16 protein-coding genes and 2 pseudogenes are annotated in these 17,428 nt (G+C 63.9%); 6 read left to right on the top strand and 12 right to left on the bottom strand.

Annotated elements, in window-relative coordinates:
• Window positions 1-18 precede the first annotated feature (18 nt).
• Genes EN749_RS05030 through EN749_RS05020 form a run of 3 tightly spaced genes read left to right on the top strand, consistent with a single transcriptional unit; the run spans window position 19 to window position 3,535 of the window.
• On the top strand, window positions 19-1,563 hold the full coding sequence (locus EN749_RS05030) for a sugar ABC transporter ATP-binding protein (RefSeq protein WP_128362670.1): 1,545 nt from the start codon (window positions 19-21) through the stop codon (window positions 1,561-1,563).
• 53 nt (window positions 1,564-1,616) lie between these two features.
• Complete coding sequence (locus EN749_RS05025; RefSeq protein ID WP_027040007.1) at window positions 1,617-2,612, top strand: ABC transporter permease; 996 nt, start codon at window positions 1,617-1,619, stop codon at window positions 2,610-2,612.
• Between the two features lie 23 nt (window positions 2,613-2,635).
• Window positions 2,636-3,535, top strand: a complete 900-nt coding sequence (locus tag EN749_RS05020) for an aldose 1-epimerase (RefSeq protein ID WP_128362658.1) — start codon at window positions 2,636-2,638, stop codon at window positions 3,533-3,535.
• Window positions 3,536-3,574: 39 nt separating this feature from the next.
• On the opposite strand, the gene phnN is transcribed toward EN749_RS05020, so the two are convergent.
• The 9 genes from phnN to EN749_RS04975 form a co-directional block, all read right to left on the bottom strand.
• Window positions 3,575-4,204 (bottom strand): phosphonate metabolism protein/1,5-bisphosphokinase (PRPP-forming) PhnN, encoded by a 630-nt coding sequence (gene phnN / locus EN749_RS05015; RefSeq protein ID WP_189367374.1) that lies wholly within the window; start codon window positions 4,202-4,204, stop codon window positions 3,575-3,577.
• Window positions 4,201-5,340 (bottom strand): alpha-D-ribose 1-methylphosphonate 5-triphosphate diphosphatase, encoded by a 1,140-nt coding sequence (locus EN749_RS05010; RefSeq protein WP_128362657.1) that lies wholly within the window; start codon window positions 5,338-5,340, stop codon window positions 4,201-4,203. The genes phnN and EN749_RS05010 overlap by 4 nt, the downstream gene beginning before the upstream one ends.
• A 13-nt stretch (window positions 5,341-5,353) precedes the next feature.
• The gene (locus tag EN749_RS05005) at window positions 5,354-6,061 is read right to left on the bottom strand and encodes a DUF1045 domain-containing protein (protein ID WP_128289661.1); all 708 of its coding nucleotides are present in this window, start codon (window positions 6,059-6,061) and stop codon (window positions 5,354-5,356) included.
• 153 nt (window positions 6,062-6,214) lie between these two features.
• Window positions 6,215-7,027: a 5-deoxy-glucuronate isomerase gene (gene iolB / locus EN749_RS05000; protein WP_128362656.1), complete on the bottom strand. Its 813-nt coding sequence runs from the start codon at window positions 7,025-7,027 to the stop codon at window positions 6,215-6,217.
• 197 nt (window positions 7,028-7,224) lie between these two features.
• On the bottom strand, window positions 7,225-7,443 hold the full coding sequence (locus EN749_RS04995) for a DUF3329 domain-containing protein (protein WP_127398902.1): 219 nt from the start codon (window positions 7,441-7,443) through the stop codon (window positions 7,225-7,227).
• A gap of 58 nt (window positions 7,444-7,501) precedes the next feature.
• On the bottom strand, window positions 7,502-8,419 hold the full coding sequence (gene iolE / locus EN749_RS04990; RefSeq protein WP_127269082.1) for a myo-inosose-2 dehydratase: 918 nt from the start codon (window positions 8,417-8,419) through the stop codon (window positions 7,502-7,504).
• Window positions 8,420-8,642: 223 nt separating this feature from the next.
• Window positions 8,643-10,493 carry a 3D-(3,5/4)-trihydroxycyclohexane-1,2-dione acylhydrolase (decyclizing) gene (iolD, locus tag EN749_RS04985; protein WP_128290152.1) on the bottom strand — a complete coding sequence of 617 codons (1,851 nt, stop codon included), beginning with the start codon at window positions 10,491-10,493 and terminating at the stop codon, window positions 8,643-8,645.
• A gap of 34 nt (window positions 10,494-10,527) precedes the next feature.
• Entirely contained in the window at window positions 10,528-12,462 is a 1,935-nt protein-coding gene (iolC, locus tag EN749_RS04980) for a 5-dehydro-2-deoxygluconokinase (RefSeq protein ID WP_128362655.1), read from the bottom strand.
• Between the two features lie 238 nt (window positions 12,463-12,700).
• Window positions 12,701-13,201: a hypothetical protein gene (locus tag EN749_RS04975; protein ID WP_127320403.1), complete on the bottom strand. Its 501-nt coding sequence runs from the start codon at window positions 13,199-13,201 to the stop codon at window positions 12,701-12,703.
• A 42-nt stretch (window positions 13,202-13,243) separates the two neighbouring features.
• Between EN749_RS04975 and EN749_RS04970 the strand changes: the two are divergent.
• A pseudogene (locus tag EN749_RS04970) lies at window positions 13,244-13,414 on the top strand (AraC family transcriptional regulator); the annotation flags it as partial.
• Here EN749_RS04970 and EN749_RS04965 read toward each other — a convergent pair.
• Window positions 13,411-14,256 carry a MurR/RpiR family transcriptional regulator gene (locus EN749_RS04965; RefSeq protein WP_189367379.1) on the bottom strand — a complete coding sequence of 282 codons (846 nt, stop codon included), beginning with the start codon at window positions 14,254-14,256 and terminating at the stop codon, window positions 13,411-13,413. The pseudogene EN749_RS04970 and the gene EN749_RS04965 sit on opposite strands and share 4 nt — an antisense overlap.
• A gap of 156 nt (window positions 14,257-14,412) precedes the next feature.
• Here EN749_RS04965 and EN749_RS04960 point away from each other — a divergent pair, with 156 nt between their 5' ends.
• Window positions 14,413-15,522 carry a Gfo/Idh/MocA family oxidoreductase gene (locus EN749_RS04960; protein WP_128362653.1) on the top strand — a complete coding sequence of 370 codons (1,110 nt, stop codon included), beginning with the start codon at window positions 14,413-14,415 and terminating at the stop codon, window positions 15,520-15,522.
• 51 nt (window positions 15,523-15,573) lie between these two features.
• On the opposite strand, the gene EN749_RS04955 is transcribed toward EN749_RS04960, so the two are convergent.
• The gene (locus EN749_RS04955) at window positions 15,574-16,272 is read right to left on the bottom strand and encodes a YafY family protein (protein ID WP_127320406.1); all 699 of its coding nucleotides are present in this window, start codon (window positions 16,270-16,272) and stop codon (window positions 15,574-15,576) included.
• 130 nt (window positions 16,273-16,402) lie between these two features.
• Between EN749_RS04955 and EN749_RS04950 the strand changes: the two genes are divergently transcribed.
• Entirely contained in the window at window positions 16,403-17,038 is a 636-nt protein-coding gene (locus EN749_RS04950; protein WP_128290149.1) for a LysE family translocator, read from the top strand.
• A gap of 42 nt (window positions 17,039-17,080) precedes the next feature.
• Here the strand turns inward: EN749_RS04950 and EN749_RS04945 are convergent.
• Window positions 17,081-17,428 (bottom strand): annotated as a pseudogene (locus EN749_RS04945) (3-deoxy-7-phosphoheptulonate synthase); the annotation flags it as partial.

Here is a 17,428-nt window from a genome sequence, read left to right as displayed (position 1 = left end):
CAATCGCTGTCAGGCATGATGAACTATTCCGACACATCCATTGCTGCATCCGTGACCGCCCCGTTCCTCAGCCTCGAGAACGTGCGCAAGACCTATCCGGGCGTCGTGGCGCTGGACGGCTTCTCCATGGAGGTCAGGCCGGGCGAGGTCATCGGCCTCGTCGGTGAAAACGGCGCCGGCAAATCGACCTTGATGAAGATCCTCGGCGGCGTCACCAGGCCCGACAGCGGCACGATCACCGTCGACGGCGCCGCGCATGACAGGCTCTCCGTCGAAGCCAGCCTGGGTTCGGGCATCGCCTTCGTCCACCAGGAACTCAATTTGTTCGAAAATCTCGACGTTGCCGCCAACATCTTCTTCGGCCGCGAGCCGTTGCGCGCCGGGCCGCTGAAACTCGTCGACCGCGCCAAGCTGCGCACCATGGTGGCGCCGCTTTTGAAGCGCGTCGGCGCCAATTTTTCCGCCGACACGCCGGTCGCGACCCTGTCGCTGGCGCAGCAGCAGATGGTCGAGATCGCCAAGGCGCTGTCGATCGAGGCGCGGCTGGTCATCCTCGACGAGCCGACATCCAGCCTGCCGCTCGCCGAGACCGACAAATTGCTCGACGTCATCAAGGCGCTGAAGGCCGACGGCATCAGCGTCATTTTCATTTCGCACCGCCTGCACGAGGTCGAGCGCGTCGCCGACCGCGTCGTCGTGCTGCGCGACGGCATGCTGGCCGGTACGCTGGGCAAGCACGACATCGGCCACGACCAGATGGTCAAGCTGATGATCGGCCGCATGCTGAAGGAGCGTGAAAAAGCCTCCGAAGCGGCGCGTGCGCCCGGCGCCGTAGCACTTTCGGCCAAGGCCATCCGCACACCTGCCTATCCCGGCCGGCCGGTCGATCTCGACGTCAGGCGCGGCGAAATCCTCGGCCTTGCCGGTCTTGTCGGTTCCGGCCGCACCGAGCTGGCGCGGGTGTTCTTCGGCATCGACTCGAAGCTCGGCGGCGCGCTGGAACTCGACGGCAAGCCGCTGGCGCTGGCTTCGGCGGCCGACGCCGTCGCGCATGGCATCTTCCTGGTGCCGGAAGACCGCAAGCTCACCGGCATCCTGCTCGACCTGTCGATCGCGCAGAATATTTCGCTGCCCAATCTGCCGGCGCATGCGCGCCGCTCGCTGGTGTCCTCGAACGCCGAGACCGCCACCGCCGAGAAGCAGAAGAAGGATCTCGGCATCAAGGCGCCTTCGGTGCAGACGCGCACCGGCACGCTGTCGGGCGGCAACCAGCAGAAGGTCGTGCTCGGCAAATGGCTGGCCATGAACCCGAAAGTGATGATCCTCGACGAGCCGACGCGCGGCATCGACATCGGCGCCAAGGCGGAAATCTACGGGCTGATGCGGGCGCTCGCCGATGCCGGAGTCGCCGTGCTGATGATCTCGTCGGACATGGAAGAGGTGATCGGCGTGTCCGACCGCATCGCCGTCATGCATGAGGGCCAAATCTCGGGCATTCTCGACAAGGATCGGTTCAGCCAGGAAAACGTGCTGTTGCTGGCGGTCGGCAAGCAGCCGAAATAGTTCTTGCCACGGGCCGCGCAAACGCGATCCGCTCAGGCATTGGGGAGAAGACGATGAGCAAGAAAGATCTCGGCCTGCTGATCCTGATCCTGGTGGTCGGGGCGATCGTGGCGATCATCAATCCGCGCTTCCTGCTGCCGATCAACCTCGCCAACACCTCGAACCTGATCGGCCTGTTCGGCATCCTGTCGATCGGCCAGGCCTTCGTCATCATCACCGGCGGCATTGAATTGTCGGTCGGCTCGGTGGTCGCGCTGCTTGGCACGCTGTTCATCGACTTCATCGCCGTGCGTGGCATGGAATGGCCGCTGGCCTTCGTGCTCATCCTGGTGCTTGGCGCCATCATCGGCCTGGCGCATGGCTGGCTGATCACAAGGCTCAAGCTGCAGCCCTTCGTCGTTACCCTGTGCGGCCTGCTGATCTACCGCGGCGTCGCCCGCTTCTACACCGCCGACGGCACCGCGGGTTTTGCCTTCGGCCAGAATTTTCCCGACCTCGAATTCCTCACCGCCGGGCGCTCCTATGGCGTTCCCAACAGCTTCATCGCGCTGATCGTCATCTCGATCGTCATGTGGGTGGTGCTGCACCGCTCGGTGTTCGGCCGCTATCTCTACGCCATCGGCAAGAACGAGGAGGCGGCGAAATATTCCGGCATCCGCACCGGCCGCGTCGTCATCGCCGCCTACGTCATTTGCGGCGTGCTGACGGCGCTGTCGGCGATCTATTTCGCCATGTACACGCGCTCGATCTCACCGGCCAGCCACGGCCAGTTCTACGAACTCTACGCCATCGCCGCCGCCGTGCTCGGCGGCTTCTCGCTGCGCGGCGGTGAAGGCTCGCTGATCGGCGTCATCCTCGGCACGGTGCTGCTGCAGGAACTGCAGAACCTCGTCAACCTGCTCGGCATCCCGTCCTCGCTCAACTTCGCGGTGATGGGCGGCGTCATCCTCATCGGCGTGCTGGTCGACCAGCAATGGGGCGTGTTCCGGGAACGGCGGCTGATGGTCGACGCCACCCGCAAAAGCGCTGCCGGCGCGGCCGCGGAATAGCGCCTCGCGGCGAATGGCGGGCGATGGCTGCAATTCCTGAACCGTTGACGCTCAGGGCCGGCGCGCTTGAGGTCGCACTGGTGCCGCGCATCGGCGGCAGCCTCAGCGCGCTGCGCTGGCGTGGCATCGATCTCATGCGCCGGATTTCCGATGAAGACCGCGAAGCGGGCAACGTGCTTGGCGTTGCCATGTTCCCGATGATGCCCTACGCCAACCGCATCGCCGGAAATACCTTCGAGTTTCGAGCGAAGCGCTGGCGGGTCCAGCCCAACAATCCGCCCGAAACCATCAACGTGCATGGCAGCGGCTGGAAACACCCCTGGACTGTCACTGAGACGGGCGACGCCCAGGCAACGCTGTCGCTGGATATCGCAGCCGGCCTCGAACCCTACTCCTATCACGCGACGCAGGCTTTCGTGCTGTCTGAAGAAGGCCTCGACGTGACCATGACACTGACCAACACGGGGCCGGTTTCCATGCCGTTTGGTTTCGGCCTGCATCCCTGGTTCGATCGCGACCCGGACGTCACGCTGCAATTCAAGGCCGCGCGGTTCTATCTGGAGGAACCGCAAGGCATCGCCGGCGATCCGATAGTGCTTGCGCCCGAACTCGACTTCGCCGAGAGCCGGCCTTTACCCGCCGGCTGGCGCAACAATGATTATGGCGGCTGGACGGGTGAGGCGACGCTTCGCTTTCCGGCGCGCGGCGCGGGTTTGCGCATCAAGGCCGATCCGATCTTCAAGCACCTGATGCTGTACGCCGACCCGGCCAAGCCTTATTTTTGCGTCGAACCGCAGACCATGGCCTCCGGTGCTTTCAACCGGGGCGGATGGAGCGATCCGGACGAGGGCACCATCGTACTCGCCCCAGGTGAAAGTTCGGCTGGCACGGTGTCGCTGATGCCCTTTGCGCTTGGGGCTTAAAGCGCCCATCGCGTGAACGAGGCGTCAGGAGCCGACGATCTAGATCAGGCCCGACATGTCGGAAAAAGCCATCGCCTTGCGCAGCACCTCGGCGAAGCGTTCGCCGGCGGCTTCGCGCGGGCCGCTGTTGTCGATCGAGGTGACGCCGGACCCGGACAGAGTGACATTGGCGCTGCGCGCCAGCCGCGCCAGCACTTCGCCGCGTGACTCGCGACCGCGCATCGCCAGCCGCTCGGCCAGCACTTCAGGCGAGGCGGTGATCTCGACGATGGCCAGATTGGCATAGCGTTCGCGCAAGGAGGGGATGATCGCGCGCGACACATTGGCGACAGCGACACGGCCATTGGCGACGGACCAGTCGACATCGGCGGGGATGCCGTAGCGCAAGCCGTGCGCTTCCCAGGAGATGGCGAAGGCGCCATCGGCTTCGGCCTCGACGAAGGCGGCATCGGCCAGCGTGTCGTGGTCCTCGCTGGCGACATCGCTCGGCCTGGTGATGACGCGGCGGACGAACTCCAGCCTTGTCTCATCGGCAAAGCGGACGCGGGCGTAGCCGATCACTGTGTCCTTGCCGGCGCCGCTTGGGCCGACGACGGCGACGAAAACGCCATCGCGGATCGGAAACGTCTCGGCCGACAATTCCCGCTCGATCGACGCCGACACCATCATGCGACCCGGCTTCCCTGCCGCCACACGGTGCGCACCACCGGGACATGGTCGTCGACACGCACACGCACCAGATCGGAGCGGCGGCCCTGTTCGATGACGCCGCGATCGGTCAGGCCAACCGCATCGGCCGGGTTCTTCGAGACCATGGCGACGGCCTGCGGCAGGGAAATGCCTTCGACGACATCGCCGAGGAAGAACGCCGACTGGATCAGGCTGAAGGGAATGTAGTCGGACGACAAGATGTCGAGCAGGCCGTCGCTGGCCAGCGTACGGGCCGATACATTGCCCGAATGCGAGGCGCCGCGCATGACGTTGGGCGCGCCCATCAGCACACCCATCCCGGCCTCTTTCGAGGCCCTGGCGGCCTCTTCCGTGGTCGGGAATTCGGCGACGCGCACGCCCTGCTCGATCGCCTCGTCGACATGGCCTGACGTGGCGTCGTCGTGGCTGGCCAGCACGATGCCGCGCTCCTGGCAGGCGGCTGATATCACCGCCCGGTTCGGCGCCGAATTGCGCGCCGATTCGGCCATCCGCTTTTCGCAGAACAGCTTGAAGTCGCGATCGGTCAGCTTCAGCTTGCGCTGGTAATAGTAGGCATAGGTCTCGAGATCGACGAACTGGCGCTGGCCTGGCGCATGGTCCATCAGCGACGCCAGCTTGACCCGCTCGTCGCCGTCGAAATTGGCGAAAGCCCTGAGGCAGTCCGGTGCCGAAACCTCGCAGCGCAGGTGGATGAAATGGTCGGCGCGCAGACGGTCCTGCTTCACACTGTCCTCGATCGCGTCGGCCAGCTTGCGGATGTCGGCCGATGTCAGGTCGGCGTCTTCGTCCATGCCGACGCGCAAGGCGTCGAGCACGGTGGTGATGCCGGCGGTCGCCACCTGCGCGTCATGGGCGAGCACGGCGGCGATCGGGTTCCAGCGCACCTTGGGCCGCGGCGCGTAGTGGCCTTCGAGATGGTCGGTGTGCAATTCGAGCAGCCCGGGAATGATATAGTCGCCGCCCATATCCTCGCCGATGCGGCTGATGCCGGATTCGATGCCGGCGATAAAGCCGTCGCGCAGCACCAGCGAACCTTCGACGATCTCGTCGGCAAGCACGATGCGGGCATTGTGGAGAACAGTCTCGGCGGTCATTTCAGGCAGTCCTTCAGGCGGTTTTTCTGGCCGGGCGGCGCCCGAGCGCGTGATGCGAGAGCACCATGAACGGTGCACCCGGTTCGGTTTCGACAAACAAGGTCAGCGCATCCACCAGCACCTTCTGTTGCAGCACTTCCGCGAACAGGCTGTCGATCGCTGCGCGCAAACGAGGGCTTTCCTGTGACCCCGCCCGGCCCGACAGCGTCATGTGGAAGCGAAAGGTTTCGAAGACATAGGGGTAACCCCATTGGCAGAGATTGCGGAACTCGGCCGGCTTCAGCGAATCCGGGCTGCGCCGCTCGATTTCCGCTTCGCTCAGCGGTGCGCGAAACCGGTCGAAATCACGCACCACGTCATCGGCGAACCGGTTGAGCGCAGGCACTGGCCCTTCCGGCACCAGTGCGAAGAAGCCGTCGATCTGGCTGACCACGAGACGCGGGATGGTCACCACCGGCGTCGCCTCGGCGAATTGGTCGAGTGCGGCGCGCAGCGAGGCTTCCGTCTCGTTGGCAGCCAGGCGGAAGGGGGCTTTCAGCGTCGCATGGAAACCATAGCGGCGCGCCGAAGCGGTGTGGAAAGCGACTTCCGCCGCCGACAGGTCCGCCACCGCTTCGACCGGCCTCGTCGCGGCGCCGAACGCGTCGCGGCCCAGCCAGTCGGCGGCGATCCGCGCCAGTGGCTCGTCCTGCCGGGGGGTGAAATAGAGGGCGTAGCGCATGGAAAGTCCTTGTCAGCTTCGCTGCCATAGGTGATTTCCATGACGAATTGACGAAGCCTTGCTGGCTTTCAGGTAACAAAACGCTGCGGCGGGGTCATTAGCCGACGATTTTTTCGTGCTGGACCAGGGAGCGAGTGCTCACGCAGCGACCGATCAGGCCTTCATCAACCACTCGTGCTCGGGCGCGTTGTGGAATTTCCACGTCCGCTTCGGTCCGGCCATGACGTTGAGATAATAGAGGTCGTAGCCGTGGCAGGCGGCGCAGGGGTGATAGCCCCCGGGCACCAGCACGACATCGCCATCCTCGATCGCCATCGCTTCGTCGAGCGCGCGATGGCCATTCTCGTCGGCATCGGTGTAGATGCGCTGGAAGGCAAAGCCCTGCGGCGGGTTGAGACGGTGATAGTAGGTTTCCTCAAGATAGGATTCAGCGGGCAGATTGTCCCGGTCGTGCTTGTGCGGCGGATAGCTCGACGTGTGGCCGCCGGGCGTGATCACCTCGACCACCAGCAGCGAATCGGCCGGCTTGCCCTCCGGCAATATGTTGGTGACATAGCGTGTGTTGGTGCCCTTGCCGCGCACCTCCTGGCCGAGATCGTCCGGTCCGATGACGCGAACCGGCAGACCGCCGCCAAGGCCCGGCGCCGAGCAGACCGCGAGTTCCAGTCCGGTGTCCGCCGTCACCGACCAATCCGATCCCTCAGGCACATACACCGACCACGGCTTGCCCTCGAAGGGCGACATGCGCTCGCCGAGCAGGCCGAGATCCTTGCCGCCGGCTGAAGCCTTGCCCTTGCCGGTAACGAACACCAGGCAGACTTCACGATCTTCGGTGTTTCCCGAGGCGCTTTCGCCCGGCTTCAGCCGATGCAGGTCGAAACCGACATAGGTCCAGCCGGCGCTTTTCGGCGTCACATGGGCGACGCGGCCATGGCCTTTGTCGGCTTTGACGAGCAGCTTCGACATTTTTGTCTCCTATTCCGTTGGCTTGAAGGACTCCGTGAAGCCAAGCCGCCTGTTTGAAAGGGCCATCGCAAATCTTCGGCCGGCGCCCTTCCAACTTCGTCATCCTAGGGTCTGCGCCGCGTCGCTTCGCTCCTTGCTCCGCCCCAGGATGACGAAACGAGAAGCACTGCAAGCTAGTCGCCAACGCATGCGATCAGTTACTCCTTCGGCTCGGGCTCGACCGAAGGCTTCGCCTCGTCAGCGGGCTTGTAGAGATAAAAAAACTGCCAGACGGCGTAGCCGGCGAAGCCGAGCGCGATCATGCCCCAGAACGGCGTGCCGGTGGCGAACTCGATGATCGACCAGATGACGCAGACCGCGACGATGGCGGCACGCCGCCACAAAGGCCGGAAGAAGGGGTGTTCGGAATCTTTCATAGGGCCAATCTACAGCAATCGGTCTCGCCGGGAACCCGTCGCACCAGCCATTGGGAAACTAGACATTTGGAAAGCCTTGCGTCTCGACCGTATAGCCGGCGGCGGTCATGACGCGCATCAATTCCTTGTAGCCAACCTGTGCCATCCTGAGTGGCGGGTTCTTCTTCGGGTCCTGCTCGGCCTCGACCACGAACCAGCCCTCATAGCCATGGTCGGCGAAGCGCTGCACGATGGCGCCGAAATCGAGCGAGCCGTCGCCCGGCACGGTGAAGGCGCCCAGCGCCACCGCGTCGAGGAAGGATTGTTTGGTGCGATCGAGCTTTTCGATCACGCCCATGCGAACGTCCTTCACATGCACATGGCTGATGCGGGTATGATGGTTGTCGATGGCACGCAGCACGTCGCCGCCGGCGAATGCCAGATGTCCGGCATCGAGCAGCAGCGGAATGCCGGCTCCGGAATAGCGCATGAAGGCATCGAGTTCCGGCTCGGTCTCGACCACCGCCGCCATGTGGTGATGATAGGACAGCGGCATACCCTGTTCGGCGCACCATTCGCCAAACGCGGTCAGGCGTTTCGCGTAAGCCTTCATCTCGTCATCCGACAGCTTCGGCTTGGTCGCCAGCGGCTTCGAGCGGTCGCCCTGGATCGAGCGGCCGACTTCGCCATAAACGATGCAAGGCGCATTCACCGCCTTGAACAGGTCGATCATCGGCTGGATGCGATCCTTGTTGTCGGCCATCTCCCCATCGACCAGCGTGCCGGAGAACCAGCCACCGCATAGCGTGACGTCGGATGCCTTCAGGATCGGCAGCATGATTTCGGGATCATTGGGAAAACGCCGGCCCATCTCCATGCCGGTGAAGCCGGCCGAGCGCGACTGGCGCAGGCATTCTTCCAGCGACACATCATCGCTGAGTTCCGCAAGATCGTCGTTCCACCACGCAATGGGGGACATGCCCAGTTTGGCTTTCAAGTCGTCACTCCGGTTTAGAACAATTATCCTTTGGTTGCCGCCGCCCCTCATCCGCCTGCCGGCACCTTCTCCCCGTATAGTGACGGGGAGAAGGGGTCTAGCCGCGACCTCGGCGTCTTTCTTGCGACGGCGGTGATTGGCGAAACCGGTGGTGACAGCGTCCCTCTCCCCGTCCCTATACGGGGAGAGGATGCCGGCAGGCAGGTGAGGGGCAGCGCCGACCTCAATCACCCACACTCTGCATCTTCCGCTTTTCGTCATACGCCTTGCGCGCCGCGTTGACCTGCGGCCGTACAGACACTTCCGGCACCGCCACGTCCCACCAATGGCCGCCGGCATCCGTGGAAACCAGCGGGTCGGTGTCGATGACGAGCACCGTTGTGCGCGTATTCTTCCTGGCTTGTGCCAGCGCGTTTTCCAGCCCGGCGATCGACGGCACTTTCTCGGCAATCGCCCCCATGCTCGCCGCATGCGCGGCAAAGTCGATGTCGGGCAGAACCTCGTGGCGCGAGTCCTTCAGCAGATTGTTGAAGTTGGCGCCGCCGGTCGCCATCTGCAGCCGGTTGATGCAGCCATAGCCTCTGTTGTCGAGCAGCACGATAGTGAGCTTGAGGCCGAGCATCACCGAGGTGGCGATTTCGGAGTTCATCATCAGGTAGGAGCCGTCGCCGATCATGACGACGATCTCCTCGCCGGGCTTCGCCATCTTGGCTCCGAGCCCGCCGGCAATCTCGTAGCCCATGGTCGAGAAGCCATATTCGCCATGGTACGAGCCGGGCGCGCCAGCCTGCCATAATTTGTGCAGCTCGCCCGGCAGGCCGCCGGAGGCATTCAGCAGCGTCACACCGGAGCCCATGGCGCGCTGCACGGCGCCGATCACCTGCGCGTCGGACGGGTAGGCGGCATTGGTCGAGGCCGTCACCTTGGCCGCCTCGGCCTGCCAGGCCTTCTTGCCGGAGGACGCATTGTCGGTCCAGCTTGCCGGCGCCTTCCAGCCCTTCAGCGCAGCACTGAGTTCGGCCAGGCCCTCGGCCGCATCGGCCACCAATGGTAGCGCGCGGTGCTTGCCGGCGTCGAAGGGCTGCACGTTGAGCCCGATGATGGTCTTGCCGGAATTCTTGAACAGCGCCCACGAACCGGTGGTGAAATCCTGCAGGCGCGTGCCGATGGCGAGTACGACATCGGCTTCCTCAGCCAGCCGGTTGGCGGCAGAAGTGCCGGTGACGCCGACCGCCGCCATGTTGAGCGGATGATCGTCCGGCAGCGAGGATTTGCCGCCTTGCGTCTCGCAGACCGGGATGCCGGCGCTCTCGGCGAATTTCGCCAGTTCGTCCGACGCCTGCGAATAGAGGACACCGCCGCCGGCGATCACCAGCGGCTTTTTTGCGCCCTTCAGCGCCGCTACCGCGGCGGCAAGCTCATGGCGATCCGGGCGCGGCCGGCGCTGGTGCCAGACCCGCTCGGCAAAGAAACTCTCGGGGTAGTCGTAGGCCTCGGCCTGGACGTCCTGGCACAGCGACAGCGTCACCGGGCCGCATTCGGCCGGATCGGTCAGTACGGCCATGGCGCGGCTGAGCGCAGGAATGATCTGCTCCGGCCGGGTGATGCGGTCGAAATAGCGTGAAACCGGACGGAAGCAGTCATTGACCGTAGCCGTGCCGTCGGAGAAATCCTCCGCCTGCTGCAGCACCGGATCTGGGATGCGGTTGGCGAAGACGTCGCCCGGCAAAAACAGGACGGGCAACCTGTTTACATGGGCGAGCGCCGCCGCCGTCACCATGTTGAGCGCGCCGGGGCCGATCGAAGAGGTCGCGGCCATGAAGCGGCGGCGGAAATTGGCCTTGGCGTAGGCGATCGCCGCATGCGCCATCGCCTGCTCATTGTGGGCGCGGAAGGTCGGCAATTCGTCGCGCAGCTGATAGAGCGCCTCGCCGACCCCGGCGACATTGCCGTGGCCGAAGATCGCCCAGACGCCGCCGAAGATCGGGACTTTGCTACCGTCGATCTCGGTCATCTGGCGCGACAGGAAGCGGGTCAGCGCCTGCGCCATCGTCAGGCGGATTGTCTTGCTCATGGTGTTTTCCTCCGCAGTCCTATTCCGCGCCTTCTTATGCCGCCTTGCGGCCGCGCGCGGCAAGCCACGCATCCGTCAACTGTTCGAAGCGCTGCGCCATGTCGGCGATCGCCTCGTCATCCGACATCTTGCCGGCCAGCCATTGCTCGGCCGCATGGACGAAGATGGTGCGGCCGACCGCAAAGCCCTTGACGATGGGCGCCTTGGCGGTGGCAGCGAACGCCGCTTCCAGTTCGTCCTGCGGCGCTTCCAGGCCCAGCAGCACGACGCCGCGGCACCACGGGTCGTGCTTCAGGATCACGGCCTCGACCTTCGCCCAGGCGCCGCTCGACGCCTGCGGCTCGAGCTTCCACCAATCCGGCTTGATGCCGAGCGCATAGAGCTCCTCCAACGCGCGCGGGATCGTCGTGTCGTCGAGCTTGCCATGCTTGCCGGCAATGATCTCGATGAGAAGTTCCCTGCCGACCTTCCGCGCGCCTTCGAACAGGGCGCGCAACTTCTGCTGCTGTTCTTCCTTCAGCGCCGCCTGATCGTCGGGGTGATAGAAACACAGGCATTTGATGCAATGGTCGACCGGCCATTCGACAAGCTGCGAGCCGATGTCCTGCGAGAATTCGAAGCGCAGCGGCCGCGAACCCGGCAACTCCACCGGCCGCCCGAGCCAGGCGAAGGAATGCCTGGCGAATTCGAACATTGCCTTGCGGCCGTGTTTCTCGTCGATCAGCATGCCGTAGCCGTCGCGGCCGGCGGCGACCTTCGCCGCCGCCTTGACCGCCAGCACCTTGAATTCTTCGATCCGCGCCGGATCGGCACCGGCCTTTGCCGCGACATCTTCGAGCTGCACGCGGTGGTCGCAGGCGAGCGCCATCAGCGAGGGGATGTCACGCCGGCGCGTCGTCGCCCAATGGATGTGGTTGATCGCCTCGTCCTTGCGCAACGCCAGATGCTTGCTGCCGTGTTTGAGGAAGAACCGCAACTCCTCGAAGGTCGGATATTCCGGCGCGCAGAGCAGACGCGACACGGCGAAGGCGCCGCAGGCATTGGCCCAGGTCGCCGCTGTCGCATGGTCTTCGCCACCCAGCCAGCCGCGCAGGAAACCGGACATGAAGGCGTCGCCGGCGCCCAGCACATTGTAGATCTCGATCGGAAATCCCTTGCCGACGACACCGTCCTCGAGATCGTCGCTGATCGGTCCATCATAGACGATGCAGCCCATGGCGCCGCGCTTCAGGACGATGGTGGCGGACGACAGCGAGCGGATCGTCTTCAAGGCGCTCAGGCAATCGTCGGCGCCCGACGCGATCATGATCTCCTCCTCGGTGCCGACGATGAGGTCGCAATCGGGCAGCACCGTCTTCAGCTGCGCCGAGACCCGGTCCGATTTCACATAGCGCTCGAACCCTTCGGCGTGGCCGGCAAGGCCCCACAGGTTCGGCCGGTAGTCGACGTCGAACACCACCTTGCCGCCCTTGGCCTTCATGATGCGGATCGCCTTGCGCTGCGCGGCATCGCTGTTAGGCCTGGAAAAATGCGTGCCGGTAACGACGATCGAGCGCGCCGAAGCGATGAAGGCCTCATCGATGTCTTCCGGCGCCAGCGCCATGTCGGCGCAATCCGAGCGGTAGAAGATCATCGGCGAAACGCCTTCGTCCTCGACCGACAGCAGCACCAGCGCGGTCAGCCGTTCCTTGTCGGTCTTCAGGCCGTCGACATTGACGCCTTCACGCGTCAGCTGCTCGCGGATGAAGCGGCCCATCTGCTCGTCGCCGACGCGGGTGAGCAGTGCCGAGCGCAGGCCGAGCCTGGCCGTGCCGACCGAGATGTTGGCCGGGCAGCCGCCGACCGACTTGGCGAAGGAGGTGATGTCCTCCAGCCGCGAGCCGATCTGCTGCCCATAAAGGTCCACGGAAGCGCGACCGATAGTGATAACGTCGAGCGGCGCGTATTCAGCGTCCACGGCTTCGCTCATTGGAACCTCCCGTCGGCCTTGTTGTGTTCACGCGCGAGCGGCAGCGTGGCGCCGGGAATATGAAATAATAATTCCAATCCATAGTCAATATGGAATGAGCGTTCCCTATCTTAAAAGTGGCGCCAGACGATGGCTGCAGGAGATTTAGGACGTAGACTCATTACCGCTTAGCCGGTGTGATCGAGACGAGTTAGGGGGGAAGCCGCCAGCCGACAAACGACCCGTTGCAGACATTCGGCTATGATAATGCAGTCCAAACCACGCTCTCAAGGTCGAGAGAGTAGCGGGCGATGATAGCCTCCTGATCATTTTCCTGCGTCAGAATTACCTGCTTCCCAGTAGCGTCACCGAGCAATCGCATAAAGCGGTCAAGCTGCTCAATTTCGGTTCCTCCGCTGACTTGCCTTGGATCGAAGTCGAACTCAATTTCGACAGCGCTGAAGAAGTGACATGCAAGCTGGATTGGACCGACATAAAAAGAAAGTAAGCTGCCTGTTTCGCTTTTCAGGGCGGCTTCGATCCCCAATGGCATCGATTCGATCTTGCCGGAGACACTGAAACTGGCAGGCGGGGTCCATTCGAGGAGGATGTCCCAGACGCCCTGCCAATCTGCCTCAGACGTGTTCAGAACGTAGATGTCCCGCCATGAGCCGTCCCAAGCGAAATCCGATGCGATCTGTTCCCAATTCATGCATGAACCATTCTCGATGAACTTCGGTTCTAGCATGGCATACGCCATGAGCGCTTTCCACAGATCCCAAGATCCGGTTGCTGGAGGCCCCGCCAGCTTCTGGCTGCCCAGCCAGGCAATGTTGCAAGCATCACCTTCGCCGTCGGCTACGAGAGCGCTTCCCAGTTCAGCCGGGAATATGCCCGCCAGTTCGGGTCGCCGCCCGCGCGCGACGCAGCCCGGCTGTTGGCGGCGGGCGAGGCTGTCGTGGAGGTGGTTTAGGCCTTGCGCTTGCGGCCCGTGTCGCGTCGCTTCTCGCCGACGCCGACGGTCAGCGCCATGGCCAGCGCCATTGTCGCCGACAGCGAGCGGAAGCCGGCGAAATCGGCCTCGGCAACCTCGAACCAGACCTTGGCGAACTGGGCGAGCGGCGAAAACGAGCTGTCGGTGATAGCGACGATCGGCACCCCCTGTTCCGAAATGCTGCGCGCTTCCTCGATCGTGGCCGGTGCGTAGGGCGAGAAAGAAATGGCGATGACGGCATCCGCCGGCGTGGCGAAGCCGATCATCTCGGCATTCAGCCCGGCCGCCGATTCGATCAGCTGGTTGCGGATCTTCAGCTTGCCCAGCGCATAGGCGATGTAGGAGGCCACCGGATAGGAGCGCCGCTTGGCCAGCACATAGATGGTCTCCGCCTTGGCCAGCAGGGAAATGGCCTCTTCCAGATGCGCGTCGTCCAGCGTGCGCGAAATGTCGTTGAGCGAGGTGCTGGCGGCGGCGACGAAGCCGTCGAAGATCGACCGATGGCCGGCACCCCCCTCGGCCTTGACGCGCAGCGCCTGCAGCCTTTCGTCATAAGATGAGTTGCGCTCGCGCAGCCGTTCGCGAAACACCTGCTGCAGGCTGGTGAAACCATCGAAGCCAAGCTGCTGGGCAAATCGGATCAGGGTCGAAGGCTGCACGCCGGCCGAAGCGGCGATGCTGGCGGCGGTGCCGAAGGCGATATCGTCGGGATTGTCGAGCGCATGGGCAGCGATCTGGGCGATGCGCTTCGGCAGGCTTTCGCGCCGCTCCAGGATGGTGGTGCGCAGCGTCTCGAAATCGCGAGGTACCCGTTCGTCCATCGTCGCTCTGTCCAGGCTCATGCGTGAAGCGTCCCTCTGTGCATCATCATAGCGAGCCTGCGCAAGAACACCATAAAAAATGAGGCAGACATTCCATTCCATGCGAAAATGGACTAATTCATCCACGCAGCGCTCAAAGCAGTGGAGAAACGGAAAATGGTCGGCGTCGGTCTCATCGGTACGGGTTTCATGGGCAAGTGTCACGCCATCGCATGGAGTGCCGTCGGCGCCGTCTTTCCGGACGTTGCCAAGCCACGGCTCGTCCATCTCGGCGAGGTCAATGAAGAGCTTGCCCTGCGCAAGGCGGGCGAGTTCGGTTTCGCCAAGGCGTCGGGCGACTGGCGTGCCGTCGTCAACGATCCCGAAGTCGATGTCGTCTCGCTGACCACGCCCAACCAGTTCCATCCGGAAATGGCCATCGCCATCCTGGAAGCCGGCAAGCATCTGTGGTGCGAGAAGCCGATGGCGCCGAGCTTTGCCGAGGCCGAGGCGATGGTTGCGGCGGCGAGAAAGTCCGGCAAGGTCGCGGCGCTTGGCTACAACTATATCCAGAGCCCGGCCATCCGCCACATCGGCGCTTTGCTCGACGAGAAGATCATCGGCGAGGTCAACCATCTGCGCATCGAGATGGACGAGGACTTCATGGCCGATCCCGAAGCGCTGTTCTTCTGCAAGCACGAAGCAGCTTCAGGCTATGGCGCGCTCGACGATTTCGCCGTGCATCCGCTGTCGCTGGTCTCAGCCCTGTTCGGCCGCGTCGCCAGTGTCATCTGCGACATGGCCAAACCCTATGCCGACCGCAAGCTGGCCAGCGGCGGCCGTCGCGCGGTCGAAACCTACGACATCGCCAGCGTGCTGATGCATCTGGAAAATGGCATTGCCGGCACGCTGCTGGTCAACCGCTCGGCCTGGGGCCGCAAGGGCCGCATCGCCGTCCAGATCTTCGGCTCTAAAGGGTCGATCCTGTTCGACCAGGAGCGATCGAACGAATTCCAGCTCTATCTCACATCAGACCGTCCGACCGAACAGGGCTACCGCACCATCCTGGTGGCGCCGCACCACAAGCCCTATGACCTCTTCGTGCCGGCTCCCGGCCATGGCCTCGGCTTCAACGACCTCAAGATCATCGAATGCCACGAATTGCTGACGCGGCTTGCCGGCAAGCCGGCGCGGCTCATCGAGTTTGCCGAAGGGCTGGAGATCGAGCGCACCGTCCACGCAATGGCGCGCTCGTTTGAGGAAAAGCGCTGGGTCGATGTGAGGTAAGGCGGCGGCTCACCTTCTCCCACACACAACAAGGGGAGAAGGGAAATCGCGTCAGCCCCCAACCGCCGCATTGATCTCCCAGCCGTTGACCCAGACCTGCCGCAACCGGTCGCCTTCGCCCTTGAAGCGCAACCCCGTCGCCTGGCAGTCCTCGATCCGGTCGCTGCGAAAGTTGCGGATCGCCTGGCGCAGCTCGCACCAGGCGACGATGTTGGCGGTTTCGGCGTAGTAGATGAGCGCGATCGGGCGGATGAGGCGCTCGGAGGCGCGGCCCATTTCGTCGCGATAGGAGAGGTCGAGTTTCTCCTCGTCGCGGATGGCGCGTCGCACCAGCGCCAGGTCGATCGCGCCGGTCGAGGGCGCAGCGAATCCCCACGCATGCAGCGCATTGGCGTCGAATGCCTGCCGCAAGGGTGGCGGCACCGCGCCGGCGATCTTGGCGCTGACGCGCTTGGCCGCTTGCTTGAGTTCGCTGTCGCCCGTGCGCTCCAGCAGCGCCAGCGACAGGACGATCGCCTCCATCTCCTCGATCGAGAACATCAGCGGCGGCAGGTCGAAGCCGGGGCGCAGGATATAGCCGATGCCGCGGCCCCCTTCGATAGGCACGCGCATCGCCTGCAGCGCTGCGATGTCGCGATAGATCGAGCGCACCGTCACTTCCAGCCGCTCGGCAATCGTTGCCGCCGTCACCGGCTGCCGCGCCAGCCGCACGATCTGGATGATCTCGAACAGGCGTGAGGCCTTGCGCATTTTTTACCCCAGGTTGCGCGCCCAACTGACACAGCATTGTCAGTTGGGCTGACCTATAGGAGCGCCTATCGAATTGAAAATCAACAGGTTCCGCTGCGGTTTTGGCGGAGCGAGGCGGCAGGCAACTGACATGGGCTATGCGGAAAACCTCTGGCTTTTCTTTATCCTGCTGTTCGGCATCATCGCCGTTCCGGGCATGGACATGCTCTTCGTGCTTGCCAATGCACTGACTGGCGGGCGCGACAGGGGCCTGGCAGCGACCGGCGGCATCATGGTCGGCGGCATGGTGCACACGCTGAACGGCGCCATCGGCGTCGGCCTGCTGATGCATTTCGTGCCGATCCTGTTCAAGCCGCTGCTGCTTGCCGGCGCCGCCTACATGGCCTTTATCGGCATCACGCTGATGCGCAGCTCCATCACTGTCGGCCAGGGCGGACCCACCGGCAGCCGTTCCGCATGGAAGGCTTTTCGCCAGGGTTTTGTGACCTGCCTGATCAATCCGAAGGCATACCTGTTCGTGCTTGCCGTCTACCCGCAGTTCCTGAAACCGGCCTACAGTCCGATCTGGATGCAGGCGACGATCATGGGCCTGCTGACCGTGGTGACGCAGGCTGCGATCTATGGCGGGCTGGCGATCACGGCCGGCCGCAGTCGCAACCTTCTGATCGCCAATCCGCGGGCGACCATTTTTGCCGGCCGGGCGGCCGGGCTGCTGCTCTTTGCCGTGTCGGTGTTCACGGCATGGGAAGGATTAAGGGCGGCATAGGACATGGTTTCTTGCGAAGAAGACCCCCACCCCTAACCCCTCTTGCGGCGTGGTCATGTCGAGGAATTCGGTCGCTGCCGGCAGGCCGAGATTGTTGACGGCAGACAGCACGTTGCGTGCCATCCGCAACCCCTTGTCAATGTTGAAGCTGCCGTCGAGGTCGGGATCGTTGATCAGGCCTTTCCAGCCAACCGTCGTGCGCGGTTTCTCGAAATAGACCCGCATCACGATCTCCAGCCGGTCCGACAGGCTCTCGCGCAGCGCCGCCAGACGGCTGGCATAGTCGACGGCGGCGACCGGATCGTGGATCGAACACGGGCCGACGATGACGAGCAGCCTATCGTCGGTACCGTTCAAGATGGCATGGGTTGCGTTGCGCGATGCGCTGAC

This window comes from Mesorhizobium sp. M7A.F.Ca.ET.027.02.1.1 (genome assembly GCF_004022985.1).
Taxonomy (GTDB): domain Bacteria; phylum Pseudomonadota; class Alphaproteobacteria; order Rhizobiales; family Rhizobiaceae; genus Mesorhizobium.
This window is presented reverse-complemented; position numbering and strand designations above follow the sequence as displayed.